Origin of the sequence: Campylobacter sp. BCW_6464 (assembly GCF_001762775.1) — a bacterium.
GTDB lineage: Bacteria > Campylobacterota > Campylobacteria > Campylobacterales > Campylobacteraceae > Campylobacter_D > Campylobacter_D jejuni.
The window spans coordinates 113612-136342 of sequence record NZ_MJXM01000047.1 but is presented as its reverse complement, the minus strand read 5'-3'; the positions used below and the strand labels follow the sequence as shown (position 1 = coordinate 136342).

23 protein-coding genes are annotated in these 22731 nt (G+C 30.2%); 5 read left to right on the top strand and 18 right to left on the bottom strand.

The features are described 5' to 3' along the window. Nucleotides 1–63 precede the first annotated feature (63 nt). The 10 genes from AJ885_RS05970 to lgt form a co-directional block, all read right to left on the bottom strand. Complete coding sequence (locus tag AJ885_RS05970) at nucleotides 64–756, bottom strand: hypothetical protein (protein ID WP_053872204.1); 693 nt, start codon at nucleotides 754–756, stop codon at nucleotides 64–66. Nucleotides 757–963: 207 nt separating this feature from the next. Further along, nucleotides 964–2685, bottom strand: a complete 1722-nt coding sequence (locus AJ885_RS05965; RefSeq protein WP_070210148.1) for a GMC family oxidoreductase — start codon at nucleotides 2683–2685, stop codon at nucleotides 964–966. Between the two features lies 1 nt (nucleotide 2686). Beyond that, nucleotides 2687–3415, bottom strand: coding sequence for a gluconate 2-dehydrogenase subunit 3 family protein (locus tag AJ885_RS05960; RefSeq protein WP_002870810.1), 729 nt, complete (start codon nucleotides 3413–3415; stop codon nucleotides 2687–2689). Between the two features lie 135 nt (nucleotides 3416–3550). Beyond that, complete coding sequence (locus tag AJ885_RS05955) at nucleotides 3551–4255, bottom strand: tetratricopeptide repeat protein (protein WP_044778528.1); 705 nt, start codon at nucleotides 4253–4255, stop codon at nucleotides 3551–3553. Beyond that, nucleotides 4255–6084: a dynamin family protein gene (locus AJ885_RS05950; protein ID WP_070280880.1), complete on the bottom strand. Its 1830-nt coding sequence runs from the start codon at nucleotides 6082–6084 to the stop codon at nucleotides 4255–4257. The genes AJ885_RS05955 and AJ885_RS05950 overlap by 1 nt, the downstream gene beginning before the upstream one ends. Next, nucleotides 6074–8260, bottom strand: coding sequence for a dynamin family protein (locus AJ885_RS05945; RefSeq protein WP_070210146.1), 2187 nt, complete (start codon nucleotides 8258–8260; stop codon nucleotides 6074–6076). The genes AJ885_RS05950 and AJ885_RS05945 overlap by 11 nt, the downstream gene beginning before the upstream one ends. Nucleotides 8261–8287: 27 nt before the next feature. Then, a complete protein-coding gene (locus tag AJ885_RS05940; RefSeq protein ID WP_002854302.1) occupies nucleotides 8288–9013 on the bottom strand; it encodes a fumarate reductase iron-sulfur subunit in 726 nt (241 codons plus the stop codon). Next, nucleotides 9006–10997, bottom strand: coding sequence for a fumarate reductase flavoprotein subunit (locus AJ885_RS05935; RefSeq protein WP_002854193.1), 1992 nt, complete (start codon nucleotides 10995–10997; stop codon nucleotides 9006–9008). Before AJ885_RS05935 ends, AJ885_RS05940 begins: the two co-directional genes overlap by 8 nt. Further along, nucleotides 10981–11763, bottom strand: a complete 783-nt coding sequence (locus tag AJ885_RS05930; RefSeq protein ID WP_002854660.1) for a fumarate reductase cytochrome b subunit — start codon at nucleotides 11761–11763, stop codon at nucleotides 10981–10983. The genes AJ885_RS05935 and AJ885_RS05930 overlap by 17 nt, the downstream gene beginning before the upstream one ends. Before the next feature lie 68 nt (nucleotides 11764–11831). Then, a complete protein-coding gene (gene lgt, locus AJ885_RS05925) occupies nucleotides 11832–12647 on the bottom strand; it encodes a prolipoprotein diacylglyceryl transferase (RefSeq protein WP_070280878.1) in 816 nt (271 codons plus the stop codon). A gap of 89 nt (nucleotides 12648–12736) precedes the next feature. Between lgt and AJ885_RS05920 the strand changes: the two genes are divergently transcribed. Then, on the top strand, nucleotides 12737–13636 hold the full coding sequence (locus AJ885_RS05920) for a membrane lipoprotein lipid attachment site-containing protein (RefSeq protein WP_002861157.1): 900 nt from the start codon (nucleotides 12737–12739) through the stop codon (nucleotides 13634–13636). A 73-nt stretch (nucleotides 13637–13709) separates the two neighbouring features. Here AJ885_RS05920 and AJ885_RS05915 read toward each other — a convergent pair whose 3' ends face one another. The 8 genes from AJ885_RS05915 to gatC form a co-directional block, all read right to left on the bottom strand. Continuing rightward, the gene (locus AJ885_RS05915) at nucleotides 13710–14498 is read right to left on the bottom strand and encodes a shikimate dehydrogenase (RefSeq protein ID WP_002861156.1); all 789 of its coding nucleotides are present in this window, start codon (nucleotides 14496–14498) and stop codon (nucleotides 13710–13712) included. Next, the gene (locus AJ885_RS05910; RefSeq protein WP_053872461.1) at nucleotides 14495–15328 is read right to left on the bottom strand and encodes an SPOR domain-containing protein; all 834 of its coding nucleotides are present in this window, start codon (nucleotides 15326–15328) and stop codon (nucleotides 14495–14497) included. Before AJ885_RS05910 ends, AJ885_RS05915 begins: the two co-directional genes overlap by 4 nt. A gap of 13 nt (nucleotides 15329–15341) precedes the next feature. Beyond that, nucleotides 15342–15887 (bottom strand): DUF1882 domain-containing protein, encoded by a 546-nt coding sequence (locus AJ885_RS05905; protein ID WP_002859481.1) that lies wholly within the window; start codon nucleotides 15885–15887, stop codon nucleotides 15342–15344. Continuing rightward, entirely contained in the window at nucleotides 15884–17128 is a 1245-nt protein-coding gene (locus AJ885_RS05900) for a serine hydroxymethyltransferase (RefSeq protein ID WP_002861154.1), read from the bottom strand. Before AJ885_RS05900 ends, AJ885_RS05905 begins: the two co-directional genes overlap by 4 nt. After that, complete coding sequence (gene lysS / locus AJ885_RS05895) at nucleotides 17125–18630, bottom strand: lysine--tRNA ligase (RefSeq protein WP_070280876.1); 1506 nt, start codon at nucleotides 18628–18630, stop codon at nucleotides 17125–17127. Before lysS ends, AJ885_RS05900 begins: the two co-directional genes overlap by 4 nt. Beyond that, nucleotides 18631–19104 carry a Fur family transcriptional regulator gene (locus AJ885_RS05890; protein ID WP_002854230.1) on the bottom strand — a complete coding sequence of 158 codons (474 nt, stop codon included), beginning with the start codon at nucleotides 19102–19104 and terminating at the stop codon, nucleotides 18631–18633. It lies immediately after the preceding gene. Between the two features lies 1 nt (nucleotide 19105). Further along, nucleotides 19106–19669, bottom strand: coding sequence for a CvpA family protein (locus tag AJ885_RS05885; RefSeq protein WP_002882168.1), 564 nt, complete (start codon nucleotides 19667–19669; stop codon nucleotides 19106–19108). A 67-nt stretch (nucleotides 19670–19736) separates the two neighbouring features. After that, a complete protein-coding gene (gatC, locus tag AJ885_RS05880; protein ID WP_002854550.1) occupies nucleotides 19737–20021 on the bottom strand; it encodes an Asp-tRNA(Asn)/Glu-tRNA(Gln) amidotransferase subunit GatC in 285 nt (94 codons plus the stop codon). Between the two features lie 143 nt (nucleotides 20022–20164). Between gatC and AJ885_RS05875 the strand changes: the two genes are divergently transcribed. Genes AJ885_RS05875 through AJ885_RS05860 form a run of 4 tightly spaced genes read left to right on the top strand, consistent with a single transcriptional unit; the run spans nucleotide 20165 to nucleotide 22641 of the window. Beyond that, nucleotides 20165–20743 (top strand): hypothetical protein, encoded by a 579-nt coding sequence (locus AJ885_RS05875; protein WP_002851102.1) that lies wholly within the window; start codon nucleotides 20165–20167, stop codon nucleotides 20741–20743. After that, nucleotides 20740–21738: a hypothetical protein gene (locus tag AJ885_RS05870; RefSeq protein WP_002861152.1), complete on the top strand. Its 999-nt coding sequence runs from the start codon at nucleotides 20740–20742 to the stop codon at nucleotides 21736–21738. Before AJ885_RS05875 ends, AJ885_RS05870 begins: the two co-directional genes overlap by 4 nt. Then, nucleotides 21735–22025 (top strand): hypothetical protein, encoded by a 291-nt coding sequence (locus AJ885_RS05865; protein WP_002938172.1) that lies wholly within the window; start codon nucleotides 21735–21737, stop codon nucleotides 22023–22025. Before AJ885_RS05870 ends, AJ885_RS05865 begins: the two co-directional genes overlap by 4 nt. Further along, the gene (locus tag AJ885_RS05860; protein ID WP_002854234.1) at nucleotides 22012–22641 is read left to right on the top strand and encodes a type III pantothenate kinase; all 630 of its coding nucleotides are present in this window, start codon (nucleotides 22012–22014) and stop codon (nucleotides 22639–22641) included. Before AJ885_RS05865 ends, AJ885_RS05860 begins: the two co-directional genes overlap by 14 nt. The last annotated feature ends 90 nt before the right edge of the window (nucleotides 22642–22731 follow it).

Below are 22731 nucleotides of genomic sequence, written 5' to 3'. Positions count from 1 at the left end.
TGAATTTATATGTTAAGATATTTAACATTTTTTATCCTTTTTATAATTTAAATTTTTGCATTTTCAAGCCTTAATATCTATACTTTTTGGTGCAGAATTTAAAGAAAGGATTTTGTTAAATTCTCCTGCATCATCACTAAATTTCACACCAAAAAGAAGTTCTAATTCTTTACTAGTGCTAAATTTACCTTCTAATAGTTTTTTTACAAGCTCATTCATTTTACTATCATCTTTGTAAGTTTCTTTGTTTTTACTTTCTGCTTGTATAGGTTTGAAAGTTTCTTTGTCTTCTTTTTGATTGTTTTTATTAGTTAAGAACCTATCTATATCTTCTTGAGTAAGTGGCTTACCAAGTTCATTAAAAAATTGTTTTTCCCTTTGTGCCCTTTCAGCACCCCATATTTTCTCAAATTCATTCATACTTGTAAGAGTTTTTAAAAGATCAACTTTTCGTCTATGAAGTGCGGACAAATCTACGCCTTCTGTAAGATAGTCTGTGCCAAATTTATTAAGTATTTTTATTTCATCCTTGCTTAGTTTATCTTCCATATATCTTTTATATAAAGAGTTTTCTACTTCTTTTACATCAGCAGATCCATTATAGCCATTTTCTTCTTTAAATTTTTCAAGATCTCCAAATTTTTTTATTATGGATTCATAATAAGCATCATCATCATTTTTAAGCACAGCTTTTTTATTGCTTGTGTTATTATTTAGATAATTGATATTTGTATATTGAGTATCAAAATTTACCATAGAAAACCCTTTTTTTATGATATTTTATTAAAATAATCTTGGATTCCAACCACCAAGAGCAGACTACATTTGCCTTTTTGTATAATTATAGTTTGAATAAGAATTTGTACCATTAATCATTTTCGCCTTCCTTGATATTATATACTATATCGGAAGAAAATTAAAAATTTATAATCTTGAGAGTTTTCAAAAACTCTCAAGTTATTATCAAGCTAAGCTTTTTCCACTTTTATGATATTTTAAAATACCTTCAGCACAGCGATAAGCCAAAGCTCCCACAGTATCAGTTGGATTATATCCACTATTGTGTTGGAAATTTCCTGCTCCTACAACAAAAAGATTATCCGCATCCCAGTGTTGTAAATAAGTATTAACCACACTAGTTTCTCTATCTGCGCCCATGGTTGTTCCACCTGTGTTATGAGTAGATTGATAAGGTACAACGCTATAATCCTTAAGATAAGCGCCTTTTTTAATTGATTTTACTCCTTGCATTCTTTTTGCTACCTCAGCTGTTTTATCTGTGATAAATTTATGCAAAGCTCTATCTTGATCGGTGAAATTATAAGTTAAGCGTAAAAGTGGCATACCAAAAGCATCTTTATAAGTTGGATCAAGACTTAAATAATTATTCTTATGAGGCAAAGAAGCACCTTGTCCTGCTACGGTAATAGCTCTTGTGAAATTATAGTTTAATGCTTTTTTAAATTCAGCACCCCAAGTTGGAGCTCCTGCTGGAAGTGGGGCTGATTGTATAGGGCGAGTTCCAAGCTGAACGCTATAAATCATAGCTCCATGAAGGAATTTTTCCTTAGAATGATCAAAATTATCTCCGTTAAAATCATCACTCGTAGTTCCTAAAGCACCTGAACCCATGAAGGTGTTAAATTGCTCATCAAAGAAAGCTGTTGTACCCATATTCATTTGGTAACAATAATTTCTACCTAAAGTTCCTTTACCTGTTTTTGGATCGTATTGCTCACCTATGTTGCTTACCATTAAAAGCTTAGCATTGTTAAACATATAACTTGTAAGCACAACTATATCAGCAGGCTGGATATACTCTTTCATCGTTCTAGTATCGACAAATTTTACCCCTGTTACTTTTCCGTCTTTTTTAAGAATTTGCGTTACATTGCTATAAGTGCGTATGGTGTATTTACCTGTGCTCATAGCCTTTGGAATTACTGTGTTTAAAGGACTTGCTTTTGCGCCATACTCACAACCAAAGCGTTCACAATACGCACAGTATTGACAAGGAGCTAAATCTTGACCATCAGGGTTTGTATAGCCACCTTTAGAATTTGAAGCTGGCAAACGATAAGTGTGTAAATTTGAACTTTTTGCTGCACTTTCAAATCGTTTAAGCATTTTAGTATTTTCAAGAGGTTCTTGTGGATAAGGACTAGATCTAAAAGCTCCCATTTTTTCTGCTAAAGGATTTGGCTCACCTGATACCCCACAGGTTTTTTCAAATTTATCATAATAAGGCTCCATATCCTTATAAGTCACACCCCAATCTTGCAAGGTATAATCATTACCTAATTTATTACCATATCTTTGTTTGCTTAGGGTTTGAATTTCAAAGTCATAAGGCATAAACCTAAAAGTCCAACCATTCCAATGCACCCCTGCACCGCCAACATTATTACCCAATAAAAACGAACCCATTTTACGATAAGGCAAGGCTAAACCACTAGGATCATGGCGAAAAGTCACAGTGTCTTTCGAGCAATCTTGCATCAAACCATAATTAATCCCATATCTCCACTCATCATGGATAAAATTAAAATTTTCAGTACTTTGCATATGTCCGCGTTCTAAACTAAGTACATTTAAACCTGCTTTAGTAAGCTCTGCAGCCACTATACCTCCAGTCCATCCTGCTCCAACTGTTACCACATCTACTTTTTTTAATACTTCAGCCATTTTAACTCTCCATATCTGCTAAACCCATAGGTTCAATGTTAAAAAATTCATCACTTGCAATTTTATCCACATAGCTCATTTGTGCGCCTGGATATTGCATCATTCTCCAACCATTTTTATTATCATTTCCGCCATAAATTGGATCAGCTAAAACTCCAGCTACTGTCATATCTCTTAAAAGTGTGAAAAAATAAGAAGATTTAAAACCTGTAGTTTGAATTTTTCCTTTTTCAAAATCGCTTAAAATTTTATCCTGATCTCCACCTTTAAGCAAAGAAAAAGATTTTTTATAACGCTTTTGAGCATTTTCTTCAAGAGCATGCACGCCTTCTAAAAAAATATCTTTGCGTTGCATAGGAGTTTGATAGCCTTGTTCAGCTTTACCCTCCATGAAAGGCCCTTGCATATATTCTCTATCATTATAACCATAAGCACTAGCTAGCTGATTATCGATAAAATAAGGCACGCCTAAACCTATAGCTCCTTCTCCTTGCTCATCTTTAGGATAAATTCTTTCACAGGCTGCACTTAAGGTATCAAATTCAGTTTGAGTTTGAAAAAACATTCTACCTCTAACTTTATTTGATTTCCCTTGTGAAGCTTGATGCGAATGCGTAAGTTCTGCTGCCTTTAAAACAGCACCGCCACCTATAGTGCTAGCTGCTACTACAGAACCACCTAGAAGCCCTAGTTTAAAAAAGCTTCTGCGATCAATAATATTGTCTTGCATTACTTCTCCTTGATAATAATTTAAACAAGACTATATTAGTCCTATTAATATAAATTTAACTTTAAAAAGCGATAAATTTTGTGTTATTCTTAATTTTATTTAAGTATATCTTTGAAAGTAATGAAAATAGAACTTTTAATAAAGCTCTATATCTTTAGAATTAAGTTCTTTATAAGCTGCGCAAGCTTCTTGATGTTTTTGATCGCAAGCCATTCCAAAATATCTTTTTGCCTTTGTTAGATCTTGTTTTTCTAATTGATTATAGCGTCCTAGCAAATAACAAGCCTCACCAAAACCTAAAGTGCAAGATTTAGAATAAAAAGCAAGAGCAGATTTTACACTTGCTTTAACAAGTTCTCCTTTATCATATAAAGATCCTAACTGATAACAAGCTCTTGCATTTTTTAAGTCACAAGATCTTTTATAAAAACTTGAGGCCATTTGTCCATCTTTTTCTTTTTCATAAAATAAAGCTATATTATTACAACTTAACGATTCTCCTAAAGTGCAAGCTTTATTAAAAGCCAAAAGAGCTTCATTTTTATAACCTTGATTTTGCAAAAGCAAAGCCATATTAGAACACGCATTTGCTAAACCCAATTTACAAGCTTTATCATAAAATTTATAAGCTTGATTTAAATCCTTACTCACACCCCTAGCACTTTCATGCATAAAAGCTAAAGAAAAACAAGCTTTAGAAATATCTTTTTCACAAAGACTTTTAAAAATTTCATAAGCTTTATCAAATTTATTTGCCTCGTAAAGTTTTAAACCCTCTTCTAGTTCACTTAATGCAAATAATGAATTAAAAAATAAAAATAAAGTTAAAAATATTCTCATTAATCTTCCTTTATACTTTCTCTAACATTTAAAATCTGTGCTCTTCTTTTTTGAAGTTCTGCTTTTTTAAGATCTAAAAATTTATTTTTTTCTTGGATTAAATTTTGACTTTGTTCTAAAAAATTTTTTGCAATTTTTGTCAAAATAGGCTTATTAATAAGCAAAGTTTCAAACTCATAAACATTTAATTCATTTAAAACTCTTTCATAAATTTCGCTTTTTTTAGGATAAAAAAGTACGAATTCAGAACTATCAAGCTCATAAAGAACACGACTTTCATTGATTTTACGACTAAAAAATGCAAGGCTTAGTTTCGTAGCATTTTCATAATTTGCAAAAGCCTTAAGATTTAATTTTTCAAAAAATAAATCAAGCTCTAAAATACTTTTAAATAAAAGCTCCTTAAAATCTTTCAAAAAGTACTCATCACTTGCATTGCAAAAAGCTCTTAATTCACTAAAATTTTTATCACTTTGGAAAATGTGATCTTTTTGTATATTTGAAAATTCTGCTTTAAAAAGCAAAATTTCTCTCTCAAGTATGTTTATAAAGTCTTTTAATTTCATCTTGATTTCTTCAAAAGATTTATAAAGTTCATTTTTGATTTTTTTAAACTCTTTACTCATCACATCACTATTATAAAACATCGCCAAAAAAGCATCATCGCTTGAAATATAAGGCGCTTTATAATCATATCTTGTGTATAAATCTTTCTTTAAAAATCCTTTGCTTTCTTTGTAAAAATAAGCATCTTTTTCCTTAACACTTGCAAAAATTTCACTAGAAATTCTTTCGCTAATGCTTTTAAGCTGTTCTAAAATCTGATGGTTTAAAATTTCAATCTCTTTTAAAAAATTTTCATACGCTAAAAGTAAATGCTTTTCATAACTTTGAAATTGATTTAATAAACGATCAAAAATACCTACAAAAAGTTGGTTTTCATCTTCTAAAATTTCGCATAAATTTAAAATTTTTCTTTTAACAAATTTTTCTTTTAAAGCTGTTGTATCTAGCTGAGTTAAAAAATCAAGCAAAGATTGAAAATTAGATTTTTCATAGTTTTGCTCATCTTTAGCTTCTTTACAAGAAATGGCAATAAGCTTATCAAAATATTTTAAAAATACACTTTTTGCATAATTTAAAACATTATCTAGCTCTTCTGTGTTTAATTTATCTTTTTGATTTAATACACAAATGCTATTTTCTCCTAAAAGTTCTAAATTTGCTTTTATGGCATCTTCTTCGCTTTTTTTACCTGCATTATCAATCAAACTTAACCAAATCGCCCCATGAATATTTTTAAGCTCATCAAGAGTTGTTAAAGTATCATTTTCATTTGCATTTAAACCTGGAGTATCTACAAGAGTAATTTTTTCAAGTAAAGGAATGGGTGCAAAAATATGCAAACTTTTTGCTTGTTTTACTTCATTTCTTTGATCCGTATAAAAGGCTAATTTTTCTATATTTGTGATAATATCACTTCCATCTTCAAATTCTACTCTTAAAAAATATTCTTTTGCATAGCGTAAAAAAGTAGGTTTAAAAGTAACAGGAACAACACCCGTAGGCAAACAATCACACCCTAAGATCAAATTTAGCAAACTTGATTTACCACTTGAAAACTGTCCTATAATAGCGATATTAACATTCTTATCTAAAGAAAACACAAGCTCTTTTAATTCATTTTCTAAAGCATAACTTGCGTGCATAAAAGGCTCGTTAAGTTCCTTACAAAGCTTTTGAATACGCCCTTTAAAGCTATCATCAAAACTCACACTATAAGTATTTTCATAGGCTTTTATAAAATCGTTTAAAAGATTAATCTGCATTTAAAAGCCCCATTTCAAGTTGTTTTAATTTTTCAATTTTTTCTAAATTTTCTTCAAAAGAATTTAAAATATTAATATCTTGATTTTTCAGACTCTGTAAAACTTTTTCAAGACTTTCTAATTTTGATTTTTGATTTTTTTCATAATGTTTTAATTTATCATTTAAAAACTCAAAAAATACTCCATTGATATTTAAAGAATTTAAAATTTCGCTCATTTTAAATTCTTTAAAAGTATCAAAAATAACCGTATCTAAATTCGTTTCAAGCTCATATAAATCTGATTTTAGATTGCTTAATTTTTCAATTTTCAATCTTAAAAGTGCAAATTTTTCGCTTTGAAAAATACTATCTATATTTTTTGAAATTCCATCTTTAAAACCTTCAAAACCATTGTCAAAATCATCTTTTAAAAAATCATATTTTAAAGATAAATTTGTTTTAAGCTCCTCGATTTTTTTAATATTTTCAAATTTAATTTCTCTTAAAATATCATTAATTCCATCTTTTGTGGTAATATCAACTATATTTAAAATACGAGAAAGATTAAGCTTTTGTGCATTATTTTTCAAATATTTAAACTCATCTATCAAGCGTTCTTTTAATTTTTTAGCCAAAAGTAAAACAAGATTATCTATGCCACTATCTATATTTTTAAGTTTTGCAATGGAATTTGAAATTTCATCTTGTGCTTCTTTTAATAAGGTGTTTTGCTTTTGAAGTTCAAGTAAAAGCTTTTGATTTTCTTCACTTACACCTTGTTTATTCTCCTTAATAAGACGATTTTGCATTTCATATTCGCTTAGAATATTTTTAAGCTCTAAATGCAATTCTTTTTTGTAAGCTCTTAAGGCAATCTTACTTTTTTCTCCTGCATAAAGCTCGTTAAAAAGATAGTTTTCAACTTCTTGCATACCACTTTTTTGCAAGCTTTCATTAGATGCTAAACCTTTATAAAAATCACTTGCCATTTTAGCGCTCACACATAAAAAATCAATCTTTTCCACTAAATTTTCATCTAAATCCACAAGTCTTGATTTTAAGCTTTCCTTGGTATAAACAATGACTTCTTCTAAATCCTTTTTGCTTAACAAATCCGCTTTAGTTAAAACAATTAAAAACTTACTCAGCCTTGAGTTTAAAAGACAATGCACCAAAAAGTCTGCATCTTTTTGAGTTAAGCTTTGAGAAGCATTCATTAAATGAATTAAAAAATCACTTTCTTTAAGATACTCATTTGTAACAATTTCTCTTTGAACTACAACATCATCAAGTCCTGGAGTATCAACTATGGAAATATTATTTTTTAAAAAATCTAAATGACTTTTAATTTCTATTTTTTTAATTAAAGCTGAAATTTTATTTTTAGCTGAACTAAAATTTTTAAGCTCACAAAGTGCGATATTTTGTATTAAAGGTTTATCTTTGATAAAATCCTCTATATTTACACTCTTATCCAGCTTGTCAATAAATTCTTTTAAATCTGCATTAAAGTGCGAACTTTCAAGTATATTTTGCCATTCTTTCTTATCCCAAAAATATATCTTTGCTTCTTCACTCTTACCATAGCTTAATACTGTTAAATTAGCTGTTTCAGGTATGTTTGAAACCCCTAAAAAATCTTCTTTTAAAAGAGCATTTAAAAGACTTGATTTTCCTGCATTCATCACGCCAGTGATGGCTATATTAAACTCTAAATTTTGAAATTTTTCCAAAGTTTTTTGAAGTCTTGATTTTAAATTTTCATCAAAACTTAGCTTTTGAAGCTCTAAATTAATGGTGTTTAATTCTTTAAAATCATTTTGAAATAAAGCTTTTTGATCTATACTTTGAACTTTTTCTTGTGAAATAAAATCAAATATTTCGGTATTTTTCGAAATTTTTTCTAAAATTTTTAGAGCCTTAAGTAAATCTTGCTTTGAAATAAAACCTGATTTAAAAAGATTTAAAATACAAATTTGAGCATTTTGTATACTAAAAATATCCACTCTTAAATCAATTTTTTTGCAAAGCTCTTGAAATTCTTTTAAGAGAAAATATCTTTCATAATTGTCTTTATTGACACTTAAAATAATCGCACACTCGGCCGTATCAAGTTTGTTTTTATCTTGAAATTTAGCATCAAAATTTAAAAATTGGAGTTCATTTTGCCAAATTTTTTGGAATAATTCTTTCATAATCTTCCCCTTAAAAAGGGGAAAGATTTATTTATTTCTTTGAGCGACAAGTTGTCTTCTCATGTAAGCAATTTTACTTTGCAAAGGTAATTCTTTAGGGCAATTATCTTCACAAGCAAGCAATGACATACAACCAAAAACACCATCATCATCGCCCACTAATTCATAAAAATCTTCCACACTTCTATGGTCATGCGGATCTTGTAAATATCTAGCTGTTCTTAAAAGCCCTGTAGCAGCTATGAAATTTGGGCGCATAAGTTTAGTTGCACAAGAAGCTACACAAATTCCACACTCTATACAACGATCAAGTTCAAAAGTTTCATCCGCAACTTCTGGCTCAATGCGTTCTTCAAGTTTAGAAATATCAGTTTCTTTTTCATTATGCACCCAGCTTTCAACACGCTTACACATGTCTTCAAACCACTCGCCTGTATTCACGCTTAAATCTTTAATATGCCTAAATGCAGGCATAGGCATAAGCTCTATCACTCCATCAGGATAATCTTTAGTCAAAGTTTTACAAGCAAGTTTTGGCACTCCATTAATCATCATTGCACAAGATCCGCAAATCCCTGCACGACAAACAAAGTCAAAACTCAGATCTGCATCCATTTTTTCACGGATCAAAGTCAAACATACAAAAACCGTCATAAAAGGAGTTTCTTCAAGCTCATAAGTCACAAAATGTGGTTTAGAAATTTTGCTTAAAGGATTGTATTTAAATGCCTTTATTGTCAATTTTCTACTCATAATCAACTCCTATTCTTTGGTTTGGTGCTTTATATTTAGCTTGCAATTCATAAGGCATTAAGGCGTTTTGAATTTCATAACGACCTTTGCCTTCAGCTTCCATTTTTTCACGGATAGCATCCACTTCAGCTTGGCGTTTTTCACTTAAAGGATTTTCTATAATATTTCCTTTAGCACCGTATCCACGAAATGCTGGTGGAATTTCCATTTTCATAATATCAAGCTCTTCGTATTCTATGCGTGGTAAGGTTTCGCCTTCTACCCAAAAAGTATTGGTTCTTTTCATCCAATTTAAATCATCTCTTTTTGGATAATCTTCCCTATAATGCGCCCCACGACTTTCTGTTCTTAAAAGCGCTCCATAAGCTACGCAAAGTGCTATTTTTAACATTCTTGGCACTCTATACGCTTCTTCAAGCTCTGGATTTGCACAATCAAGTTCTTTACAATGTACTTTAACGTCTTGAGAATCTTTATAAAGTTTTTCAAGTTCATCTACTGCTTCTTTCAAACCTTCACCTGTTCTAAAGATGGCCACCTTATCCCACATGATTTCTTTCATTCTGTTTTTGATTTCAAAAACATTATGTTTACCTTCTTTATCTACTAAAGATTTTAAATATTGATACTCTTTAGTTAAGAAGTCTTTTACTACATTTGTGTCAATTACTTCACCATTATTTTTACAATAATCTGCAAAATAATCTCCCACTATCATACCTGCTACAACAGTTTCAGCACATGAATTTCCACCTAAACGATTAAATCCGTGCATATCCCAGCAAGCTGCTTCTCCACAAGCAAAAAGTCCGTTTAACCATTGACTTTCACCCGTTGGTTTAGTTCTAATTCCACCCATAGAATAATGCTGCATTGGAAGAACTGGCGCCCAACCTTTTGGACCCTCATCTGCTGGATCAATACCATTAAAAGTTTTACAAATATCTTGTACATCGCGGAGATTTTTTTCCACATGAGCTCTTCCAAGTATAGAAATATCAAGCCATAAATGATCCCCATAAGGGCTTTTTACACCTTTGCCTTTACGAATATGTTCCATCATTCTACGACTTACCACATCACGGCTTGCAAGTTCTTTTTTCTCTGGTTCATAATCAGGCATAAAACGATATCCATCCACATCGCGTAAAATTCCACCATCACCACGACAGCCCTCAGTAAGCAAAATACCGCTTGGCACAATAGGAGTTGGATGAAATTGCACTGCTTCCATATTTGAAAGTCTGCAAAGCCCTGTTTCAAGAGCGATGGCTGCACCCGTTCCTTCGCAAATTACCGCATTTGTAGTTTGTTTATAAATTCTACCATAGCCCCCTGTTGCTATCATGGTTCCTCTTGCAATATAAGCAATGAGTTGTCCATTAGTTAAATCTCTAGCAATTACACCTAAGCATTTTTTACCATCATGGATGATTCTTACCGCTTCCATTCTATCGATGATCTTTACTTGGTGCTTAATGGCTTCATTTGCTACACCATAAAGCATACAATGCCCTGTTGCATCTGCGATATAGCAAGTTCTCCATTTTTTAGTTCCACCAAAATCTCTAGCATTAATAAGCCCGTGCGCTTCTTCTTTTTCTTCAATCACAGTTTTTTGTGCATTGATTACAACAGTTCTTGGACCTTTAGTAACTCTAGTCCAAGGCACACCCCAAGCCGCAAGCTCACGCACTGCTTTTGGCGCAGTTTGAGCAAACATTCTTGCTACTTCTTGATCACAGCCCCAATCACTTCCTTTTACTGTATCTGCAAAGTGAAGATCTTCATTATCACCCTCACCTTTTGCCCCATTTGCTAAACTTGCCTGCATACCTCCTTGCACCGCTGCAGAGTGAGAACGCTTCACTGGACAAATACTTAAAAGTGTTACACTTTGACCACTCTTTGCTACTTCAATAGCCGCTCTAAGACCTGCTAATCCTCCGCCTATTACTAAAGCATCACTATATTGTATATTCATAATTTGCTCCATTGTAGTTTTTTATCATCGCAGTAGTTTGGGTTTGATTTTGGTAGTTTTCATAACCTATTTTTATAAATGCTGCAAGACTTAACACACCTAAAACTAGGAAGAAAATACTGATTATCCATTTAGCAGTTTTAAGCTTTTTGCGACTTTCTTTTACATTTTTTCCTTCAAACCAACCCCATTTAACACAAAGTCTATAAAGCCCTATACTTCCATGAAGTTCAACACAGACTAAAAGAACAGCATAAAAAAGCCACATAAAATGACTTACAACCCTATCTCCTGACATATCGCCGCTGATTTTATCTGCATTGGTTACAATAAAAATAAGATGAGCAGAACCTAAGAAAAACATAATAAAACCTGTAAAAGCTTGAACCCACCATAACGAAGTATCGCTGTGATTCATTTTTTTACTGTGTGTTCTTAGTATTTGATACTGACGGTAATTAATAGGAAATTTTCTCATTGCAAGTAAAGCATGAACGAAAAAAACCACTAAAACACAGGCGGCTAAAAATGAAGTAAGATAACTCATAACAGGATTATCGTAAACAAATTTTAATTCTAAAAAATGCACTACAGAATTAAAAAAATCCTCACTGACTAAAATTGTAGAAACAAAAAGCATATGCACCCACATAAAAAGACCTAAAAAAAGCCCTGAAGCACTTTGGATAAAGTCTAATTTCGCAGGCATTTTACTTTTTTTGCCCTCAATGCTCTTACCCAAATAACCTTCGATAAGCTCACGCATCTTTACTCCTTTGTAAAAAGAAATTAAAAAAATCCATTTCATTATATTACAAAAGTCTTTAAGATAGATTAAATATTTACTTTTTTAAACTTTATACAAATATAAACTAACAAAGCTGTTATAAACATTATAAAACTTAAAATTTGTCCTATACTCATACCCCATAAAACAAAACCTATACCAAAATCAGGCTCGCGATAAAATTCACATATAAATCTTGCCAATGAATAAGCACCAGCATACACAAGAATCAATTCCCCTTGAAAGCTTTGCTTAAATCTTGCTAAATAAACTATAATAAAAACAACAATACCTTCTAAAAATGCTTCATAAAGTTGCGATGGATGGCGCAATACTCCATCAACATAAATTCCCCAAGGCACATTTGTAATGCGACCAAAAAGCTCTTGATTTAAAAAATTTCCTATACGACCAAAAACATAAGCCAATGGAACACTTAAAGCAACCAAATCAAGAAAAATCCAAGGATTTGTTTTATATTTTTTACAAAACAATAAAGTAGCTATCAAAAATCCTATAATTGCTCCATGATAACTCATACCTCGAATACCTACAAATTCACCATTAATATAAGGATTAAAAATTTGCCAAGGATGAGTAATATAATACATAGTATTTGCATCATAAATCAAAATATATCCAAGCCTTGCACCTAAAATAACCCCTATTTCAACCCATATAAAATAACTATCCAAATGTTTTTCATTAATGTCTAGTTGAAATTTTCTTACAAAAAATTTAGCCAAAAGCAAAGCCAAAAGCAAAGCTATAACATACATAATGCCATACCAATGCACCTTTAAACCAAAGATGCTAAAAGCTATAACATTAAAATTTGAATAAATATGCTGCCAAAATTCCATATATCTTTCCTAATTTTCTTTTATAAAAATATAACAAAAAAACTTTAACTTGCTATAATTAACACAAACACATTAAATAAAGGTAAAAAATGAAAAAATATATTTTACTTGCTAGTAGTATGTTAATTTTAGCAGCTTGTGGGGGTACAAGCAGTAATTTTGTCAATGTTTCTATGCCAAATTTTAAACCCCAAGTTCCAACAAAGGTTGAACCTATTGATTCTGGAGTAAGCATTGCTCTTGAGCCTATTAATATAGAACAAAATAACAATTATTCTGATTATTTTGAAAATTCAGTGCTTAAAATTCGCATAGAAAAAGAAATTGATCTTTTAAAACGAAATTTAGAAGAGCAGATCAAAACCATCGCTCAACTAAAAGGCTATAAAATAGTTACTACTAATCCAGACTACACTCTTAAAAGTTCAATCAGTATTTATACGGAAGAAAAAAATGCACAAAAAACAAGCAATTTTATGAGTGGAGATTATGTAAAATCCAATTTAGGTATAAATTTTAAAGGTAAAATAGATTTTATAGATGCACACAATCCACAAAATTCAACCAATCTTTCAAGTAGTACTAAACTAGATTCTTTAGTTGCGCTTAACTATCCTATTAAAAATGATGATGGGGTTAATATGTTTAAAACTACTATCTCCACCGTACCAACTCAACTTAATAAAGGTTTAGAGCAACCTGCTTTTGAAATTGATAAAAGTTTTTTAGCTTTTTATAAAAATACATTAAATACACTTTATAACAATCTACCAAAAGCAACAGACATAGGCAAAACTATACCTAATACAAACAGTGGTTTTAATAGTTTTGATGGCGATGCTACCTTTGAAGAAAGCTTACCTCAAACAAATTCTAATCAAAATAATACAATTGAAAACACGCCTACACAAAATATTCCTACAAATCCATCTTCAACAAATCAAAATAATCAAAGTAAAAATCAAGATGGGGTAGAAATATTTGAATGATAAAACTTGTGAGAAAATTAAACTTTCTCACACAAAAAATAAGATTTTCTTATACAAAAAAATAACTATCATTCTACTTTAAAATCAATGCCTGTTGCATTGCATTTTTTATCATCTCTCTTTTATCTCGTATTTCAAAAAAAAGCTCAAAAGCAAAAACCCCTTGCCATAAAAGCATATCAAGTCCATCTTTAATTTTTAAATGATACTCTTTACACAATCTATAAAAAGGTGTTTCTCTGCCATAAATTACCTCAAAAGCAAATTTAGCTTTAGGTAAAATTCTATCTAAAAGCTCTCTATCACAAGGTAAATTTTCATCTTTTAATCCAGCAGAAGTTGAATTTATAACCAAATCAAAGTCAAAATCTTGCAAGTTTTTATAAAGATAAGTTGGATAAGCTAAAAAATCTTTAAATCTTTCTTTACTACGATTAGCTATATACACTTCTACGCCTTTTTGTTTTAATGCATAAGCAAGCGCCAAAGCTGTACCTCCAGCACCCAAAATCAAAGCTTTTTTTATATTATCAAAATCCTTAATAGCTTCTAAAAAACCTAAAGCATCAGTATTATAAGCGTAAATTTTATCTTCTTTTAAGCATAAAGTATTTGCAGAGCCAATATTTCTAGCAAAATCATCCTTCACATCAGCAATATCTAAAGCTTTTTCCTTAAAAGGCAAAGTAATATTAGCTCCACTAAGTCCTAATTTAAAAAAATCTTCTCTTAAACAGTTAGCATTTCTTAAATGATAGCGTGTATAAATGCTATCAAGCCCTAAGGCTTTAATAGCATTATTATGCATTCTAGGCGATTTAGAGTGAGAAATAGGATCGCCTATAACTGCTAAAAATTTCATTTTAAAGTAAAAGAAAAAGCATCTTTTGCAATATCCTTGCGGATTTTAGCAAGTTCTGCTGCAATATCTGCCTTTTCAAATGGTCCTATTAAAACCTTGGTAATTTCTTTACCTCCAACTGTAGTTTTATAAAGTTTATAATCATAACCTTTCTGTTTTACAGAAGCAAGTTCTTTTGATTTTTGATCCAAATTACTTACTGAGAAAATTTGCACATAAATACCCGATGCTAAACCACTTGGATGCACAGGTTTAGCATCAACATTTTTAAATAAATCATTTGCATTTTGTTCTTTTTTAGGGGTTTGTTTTGTGCTTTCTTTTTCTTTTTTTACAGCTGTTTGTTTTGCTTCTTCCTTAGGTTTTGCAGTTTGTTTTACTTCTTGTTTGGGAGCACTTGCTTGTGGAGTGGTATTTGCTGAAGTAGTTGCTATTGGTTCTGCTGGAACTTCTTGATCAGGCATAGCAAAATTTGTAGTATCATTGTTATTTGAACTAGAGGTTGTTGTATTTTGAGTTGTATTTTGTTCATCTTGAAATTGTTTTCTTAATGCCTCAAATTGATCTTCTGCTGAAGTATTATCTGTAATTGGCATACTTTCAAAAGAAGTATCATTGTTATTGTCTTGAGTTGCTATAGGTTCACTTGGCAATACACTTTGATTTTGCGTATTTTCATCACCACTACCATTAATAAGCTTCATAACTATCATGATAGCTAAAAACAAAATAACTAAAGCAATAACTCGTAAAAGAATTTTTTTTACTTTTTCACTTTTATTACTTTTTTCTAAAATAATATCATCAAATTCATTTTTTTGATTTTCCATAATTTGTCCTTTCTTACATATGCTTAGACCAAGAACTTCCTCGTTCCTTTTGATAAACCTCATAAGGCAATATTAAAATATTAAATTCCCTAGGTACATCCATACTAGGAAACACCTTCCATTCTACTGGCATTTTACTTGCAAACATCATTGAAAGTTTAGACGCTAAAGAATAACCTTCGTTTAACGCCGTATGTCCTTTATGAATATAAAGATGTAAATGTCCTGGAGTTTTAGTTTTATAGGCTGTGAAATTTATAAAACCTTCTTCTCTTAAAATAAGTTGTGCACGGTGATAAAATCTTTCAGCATTAAAACCATTATAATCAAAGACAATATTTTCTACTTTATTATCTTTTGTTATTAAATCATGAGCGACAACAATTTTTTTAGCAGCGTGTTCTCTCATGACATTTAAATTTAAAGGAGCATCAACTCTTTCAAATTTATCAAAAAATAAGCGACCTCTATGTGTAATTTTATTTACAATTTTATCGCGTCTTATATAATAATGATCGCCAATTATTTTAATTAGCGACATATCCATTGGTGAAATCAAAACATAGCCCTTTCATAAATAATAAAATTACTTGCAAGTTTTTTTAATTCTTGTTTAATATTCTTTTGTAATTTTTCATTATTAATATCATCTAAAATATCTGCAATATAATTTGACACAATTTCCATTTCTTTTTCTTTAAAACCTCTGGCAGTAAGGGCTGGAGTTCCAAGTCTTAATCCACTTGTGATAAAAGGACTTCTAATCTCTCCTGGAACGGTATTTTTATTTGCGGTAATTCCTGCATTTCCAAGAGCTAAATCTGCATCTTTTCCACTAAATTCACGATCTAAAAAACTCATTAAAACAAGGTGATTATCCGTTCCATCGCTAACAAGTTTAAATTTTCTATCCATTAAAACATTAGCTAAAACTTGAGCATTGGTTCTTACTTGTTTTGCATAAACTTTCCACTCATCGCTAAGATTAAATTTAAATCCTACTGCTTTTGCAGCAATTACATGCATCAAAGGACCACCTTGAATACCTGGAAAAATGGCAGAATTAATTTTTTTAGCAAGCTCTTCATCATTTGTCATAATAATACCACCTCTTGGGCCACGCAAAGTTTTATGCGTAGTTGAGCTTACTACATGAGCGTGTGGAAAAGGACTTGGATGCTCACCTGCCACAACAAGACCTGCAATATGTGCTATATCAGCAAAAAGATAGGCGCCTACTTCATCAGCGATTTCTCTAAATTTAGCAAAATCAATCACTCTTGCATAAGCACTAGCTCCACAAACTATAAGTTTTGGTTTTTCTTTTTTAGCAATTTCTCTTACTTTTTCATAATCAATTCTTCCATCAAGTTCTACGCCGTAAAAACAACTTTCGTACATTTTACCTGAAGAACTTACTTTTGCACCATGAGTCAAATGTCCACCATGACTTAAATCCATTCCTAAAATTTTATCACCTGGATTAATCAAAGCCGCATAAACACCTTGATTAGCTTGAGAACCTGAATTAGGCTGAACATTAGCAAATTTACAATTAAAAAGTTTTTTACATCTTTCAATAGCTAAAGTTTCAATCTCATCAACAAATTCGCAACCACCATAATATCTTTTACCTGGATAACCTTCTGCGTATTTGTTTGTCAAGATACTTCCCATAACTTCCATTACTTCAGGTAAAGTGAAATTTTCACTCGCTATCATTTCAAGACCTTCACATTGACGCTCTAACTCTTTGTTTGTCAAATCAAAAATTTCTTTATCAAACATTTCTAAACTCATTCTTTCTCCTTTAGTTCTGATTTTAATGGACGCATTGCAGGAAACAATATCACATCTCGAATAGATTTTTTATTTGTCAAAAGCATAACAAGTCTATCTATGCCTATACCTTGCCCTGCCGTTGGAGGCATTCCATAACCCAAAGCATTTACAAAATCTTCATCCATTTCACAAGCCTCTTCATCGCCTGCATTTTTAGCTTCAATTTGTTTTAAAAATCTCTCATATTGATCAAGCGGATCATTAAGCTCATTAAAACCATTTGCCAATTCTCTTCCGCAAATAAACAGCTCAAATCTCTCAGCAATCTGAGAATCCTCATCACTACGTCTTGATAAAGGACTTATGGAAATAGGAAAATCGATCACAAAAGTAGGATTGATCAATTTTTCTTCCACATAATTATCAAAAAGTTCAGCTTGTAAATGTCCAAGTTCAAGCTTTTCATTCGCTTCAAAACCATCAGCTTTTAATTTAGTAAGAATTTTTTCCTTATCTTCGATTAAATCCCCATCTAAACCACCATATTTACAAAGTGCATCTTTATAGGTTATTCTTTCAAAAGGTTTGGAAAAATCTATCATTTTTCCATCAAATTCTATTGTTTTTCCCAAATTAAGTTTATCCAAAAGTAAAGCAAAAAGTTCTTCAGTTAAATCCATTAAATCTTTATAATTATGATAAGCCCAATAAAATTCTATAGTTGTAAATTCGGGATTATGAGTTAAATCCATACCTTCGTTTCTAAAACAACGATTGATTTCAAAAACCGCCTCAAAACCACCCACTATAAGTCTTTTAAGATAAAGTTCTGGAGCAATTCTTAAAAATCTTTCTACACCTAAAGAATTATGAAAAGTTACAAAAGGCTTAGCGTTTGCTCCACCTGCAATCGGATGCATCATAGGAGTTTCTACTTCTAAAAAGCCTTTATTTTCAAAAAAATGACGAATCAAACTCACCACCTTAGAACGCACTAAAAAATCTTTTCTAACTTCGGCATTCATTATCATATCAACATAACGTTTGCGATATCTTTGCTCAATATCTGTTAATCCATGATATTTTTCAGGTAAAGGAACAATAGCTTTTGTAGCGAGTTTTACTTCACTTGCATGCAAACTAAACTCACCTGTTTTAGTTACAAAAGGAAAACCTTTAATCAAAACAATATCACCCACCTCTAAATTCTTTTTTAAAATCGTATAAAGTTCTTCGCCTACGCTATCTTTACTAAAATAAATTTGTAAATTTGTATCCTCATCTTCAATGTTTGCAAAAATCGATTTCCCAGCTATACGCAAAAGTTTCAAACGTCCTGCAACAATAGCATTAATATTTTCATCCCTTTTTTCAACTTGCTCTAAAATATAAGAAAATTTATCCTTAAAAGTCTTTAAAGACATTTCTTTTTCTAAAAAATGAGGATAAGGATTGATCCCTAAATTTTTTAATTCCTTAGCTTTTTCTATTCTTTGCTGCTCTAAAATATTATCAAACATTTATATTTTTACCTTTGCTTTTTGATTATTACAATCACCACAAACACCATAAAGCTGCATCAAATGCCCTGTAAGTTTAAAACCATGTTCTTTTGCAATCAAGGCTTGCTGTCTTTCTATAATAGGATTTTCAAACTCTATAATTTTTCCGCAATTTTTACATATCATATGATCATGGTGAGGTTTATTGGCAAGCTCGTATTTTTTACCTGCTGAACCAAAAGAAATGGAAGTTACCATTTCTGCTTCTTCAAGCAAATTTAAAGTACGATAAACAGTTGCAATTCCTACATTTAAATCAGGTTCAGCTTGTTTGATTTCCATATATAAACTTTCGGGTGTGTAATGAGTATCACTGTGATAAAGAGTTTTTAAAAGTACTTCTCTTTGCTTGGTATATTTAAGTCCGCCTTGTCTTAATATTTTTTTAAATCTCTCAAGTAAAACATCATATTCCACATTTTCTATCAGCATATCACTCCCCTTTTTGAGTATTGTTTAAATCACTTACAATATCTTGCAACTTTTCACTAGCATGATCTAGACTATTTTCTGTTAAAGGTTGATTCATAATAAAAGATCCCGTTTCTTTAAGTAAATTTAAAGTATAGCTATTTTTAGCAAAATTATCTAATTTATCATTTAAAAAATCGATTCTTGCTACACAAAAAACCAAAATTGCAAAAATTAAAAAGATTTTTGCCCCACCAAATATAAAGCCACCAATACGATCTAAAAAACCTAGGCCACTTAATTTGATCAACTTAGAAAGAAAATTACCCACCAATAAACAAACTATCCAAAAAATAATTAATATGGCCAAAAATCCAGCAAATCCAGCTAAGCTTTGATTTTCTATCTTATAAAAAGTACTTTGTATAAATTCAGCTGCTTGAGTTGCATATTTTGAAGCAATAAAAACACCACCAATAATACCCAAAAGCCCAAAAATTTCTTTTATCAAACCATTGATAATACCCTTAAGCCCTAAAAGCAAGGTAAATCCTAAAATAAAAGCATCAAACCAATAAAAATTCATTTCAATCACTCTCTGATTTTTTTTGTTTTAAATTTATTCTACAAATAAGCACTAAATGCTAAGTTAATCATTCTATGATTTTAGGAACAACAAAAAAATGTTCTTGTTTTTTTGGAGCACAATCCAAAACCTCATCAATAACATTGCTATTTCTTATCTCATCAATCCTCAAAGGAGCTCCACCTTTTATAGTACTCACAGTAATCTCTTGGGAATCTAAATCAAGTTCGTTTAATTTTTCAACAAAATTCACAATTTCACTTAACTGTACAATGGTTTCATTTCTGTTTTTTGTTATTTGTAAAGCACTTAATTTTTCAAGCTTGCTTAATAATTTCTCATCTATTTGCATTTCTTAAACCTTAATAAAAAAGTTAAAATTTTGAAAATTATATCATAAAAAGCTTTAAATTGTTTAGGATATTTTGCAATTTATATGATACAATACCATAATTTTTCTATACAAAAATAAAAATATTTTTTCAAGGATAAATTTTGGGACTAAAAGATAATTTAAAAGCTGTTAAAAATGAACTTAACACAGAAGAACAATTTATAGAAAATTTTATCAAAGGAGAGAGATTTATACGCAAGTATAAATTTTATATATCTGCTGTTGTGATAATTTTAGTTGCTTGGTTTGCTGGAAATTTTATAATCTCAAAAATAAACGATTATAAAACAAAAGAAGCAAATGAAATTTATGCCAATCTAATACAAGATCCTAGCAATAAAAATCTTTTAGAACAACTTAAAAATAAAAATACTAATCTTTACGCTATCTTTTTACTAAAAGAAAATATTAATGATTTTAATAATACAACTCTCCAAAATGAACTAAAACAAATTTATAATAATGCTCAAACAAACACTTTACTTAAAAATATTATCGCATTATCTTTAGGGGATAAATCGATATTTTTAAAAAATTATGATAAATTATTAGAAGCTTACAAACTTTTAGAGCAAAATAAAATCGAAGAAGCTAATGTTTTACTTTCTCAGATAAAAGAAAATTCAAGTTTAAATCAAATAGCTAAAAACCTCAAACATTATCAAGGCATTACACAATGAAAAAAATATTTTTAACACTATTTTGTTTAATATTTCTATGTGCTTGTGGCACCAAAAGACAATATTTTGAACCAAAACAAACCGATGGAGATTTAAGTCATAATAGCAATTTAAAAAGTAAAATCGTTGATTGGAATCTAGTTTCTGCAAAACTTAGCAATAATACAGCTATCTTAAAAAATAATATCTCCATAGACAAGTTTAAACTTCCTAAAAATTATATGCTTCTAGCTTATCAAGATGGGGAATATTTTACTGCAGATAACAATGGAAATTTAAAAATTTTTGACAATTCTTATAATGAAATTTATAATTTTCAATTTGACGCTAGTGTTGTAGGAGTAGCTTCTAATGGAGATGATTTAGCCCTTGTACTTGCAAACAATACCATAGTTCTTGCAAATCGTTCTTTGGGTATTAAATTCAGTCAAACCCTAACCTCAGCTCCAGCCCAAGACAGTCGTACCGCTAATCCTATATTTTTAGACAATATCATCGTTTATCCAACACTAGATGGTAAAATTTTAATTCTTTCAAGAAACAATCTTCAAATCATTAAAGATGTGGTTATTTCAGCAGAAAATTTTTTCAACAATGTAATCCATCTAAGCGTAATCGGAGATAAACTTATAGCAGCAACAGCTAAAAAAATCATTGTTGTAAGCCCTGCTAGAACTCTTTATCTTGACGCTGACATAAAAGATGTTGCACTTAGCGATGATGGTATTTTTATACTAGAAAAAGATGGCACTATTATTAAAACTGATTATAACTTAAGAAAAATTGCGGAAAAAAAATTTGAATTTGCTATTTTTGTAAAAAGCAATATATACAATAATTATTTATATATTTTTGAAAAAACAGGCTATCTTATCAAAATGAATCTAAATTTAGATAATGCACAAGTATTTAAACTTTCAGAAGCTGTTGATAAAATTTCTTTCATGGGAAATGGTAAATTTTACTACGGAGATAAAATTTTAGATTTGCTATGATAAAAATTTTAGAACAAACAATAAAGGCTTTAAAATTAAATTTAAAGCCCTATGACTTAAGTATGTTGACTAGAAAAAAAAGTTATATTTGTGCTAAAGATCAAAATAACATTCTTTTTATGTATACAGGAAAAACAAAATTTTTAATGAAAGATGCCTTATTTTTAGAAAATCTAGCACAGCAAATTAACATAAATAACAAATATTTTTTTAGCATGGCTTCTCTTTGCTCTAAAGCAAAAAATCATCTAGAAATGAAAGGATTTAATATCTATGCTACTCTGTGATATTGGGAATTCAAATGCTAATTTCCTAGATGATAACAAATATTTTACTCTTAGTATAGATCAGTTTTTAGAATTTAAAAATGAACAAAAAATTTTTTATATCAATGTCAATGAACATCTCAAAGAACATTTAAAAAATCAAAAAAATTTTATCAATCTTGAACCTTATTTTTTATTTGATACTATTTATCAAGGATTAGGAATCGATCGCATAGCAGCTTGTTATACTATTGAAGATGGAGTTGTTGTAGATGCAGGTAGTGCTATTACAATTGATATTATTTCTAATTCTATACATCTTGGTGGTTTTATCTTGCCAGGTATTGCAAATTATAAAAAAATTTATAGCCATATTTCACCACGATTAAAAAGTGAATTTAACACTCAAGTTAGTCTTGATGCATTCCCACAAAAAACCATGGATGCTTTAAGTTATGGTGTTTTTAAAGGAATTTACCTACTGATAAAAGATGCCGCTCAAAATAAAAAGCTTTATTTCACTGGTGGAGATGGGCAATTTTTAGCAAATTATTTCGATCACGCAATTTATGATAAACTTTTAATCTTTCGAGGAATGAAAAAGATTATAAAAGAAAATCCCAATTTACTTTATTAAAAATGTTACAAAAATTCTCATTGATATCAAACCTTAATGAAATTTAACTTTTTGTAAAACAAATTCAATTAAACTTCTATTTAGAAAAAA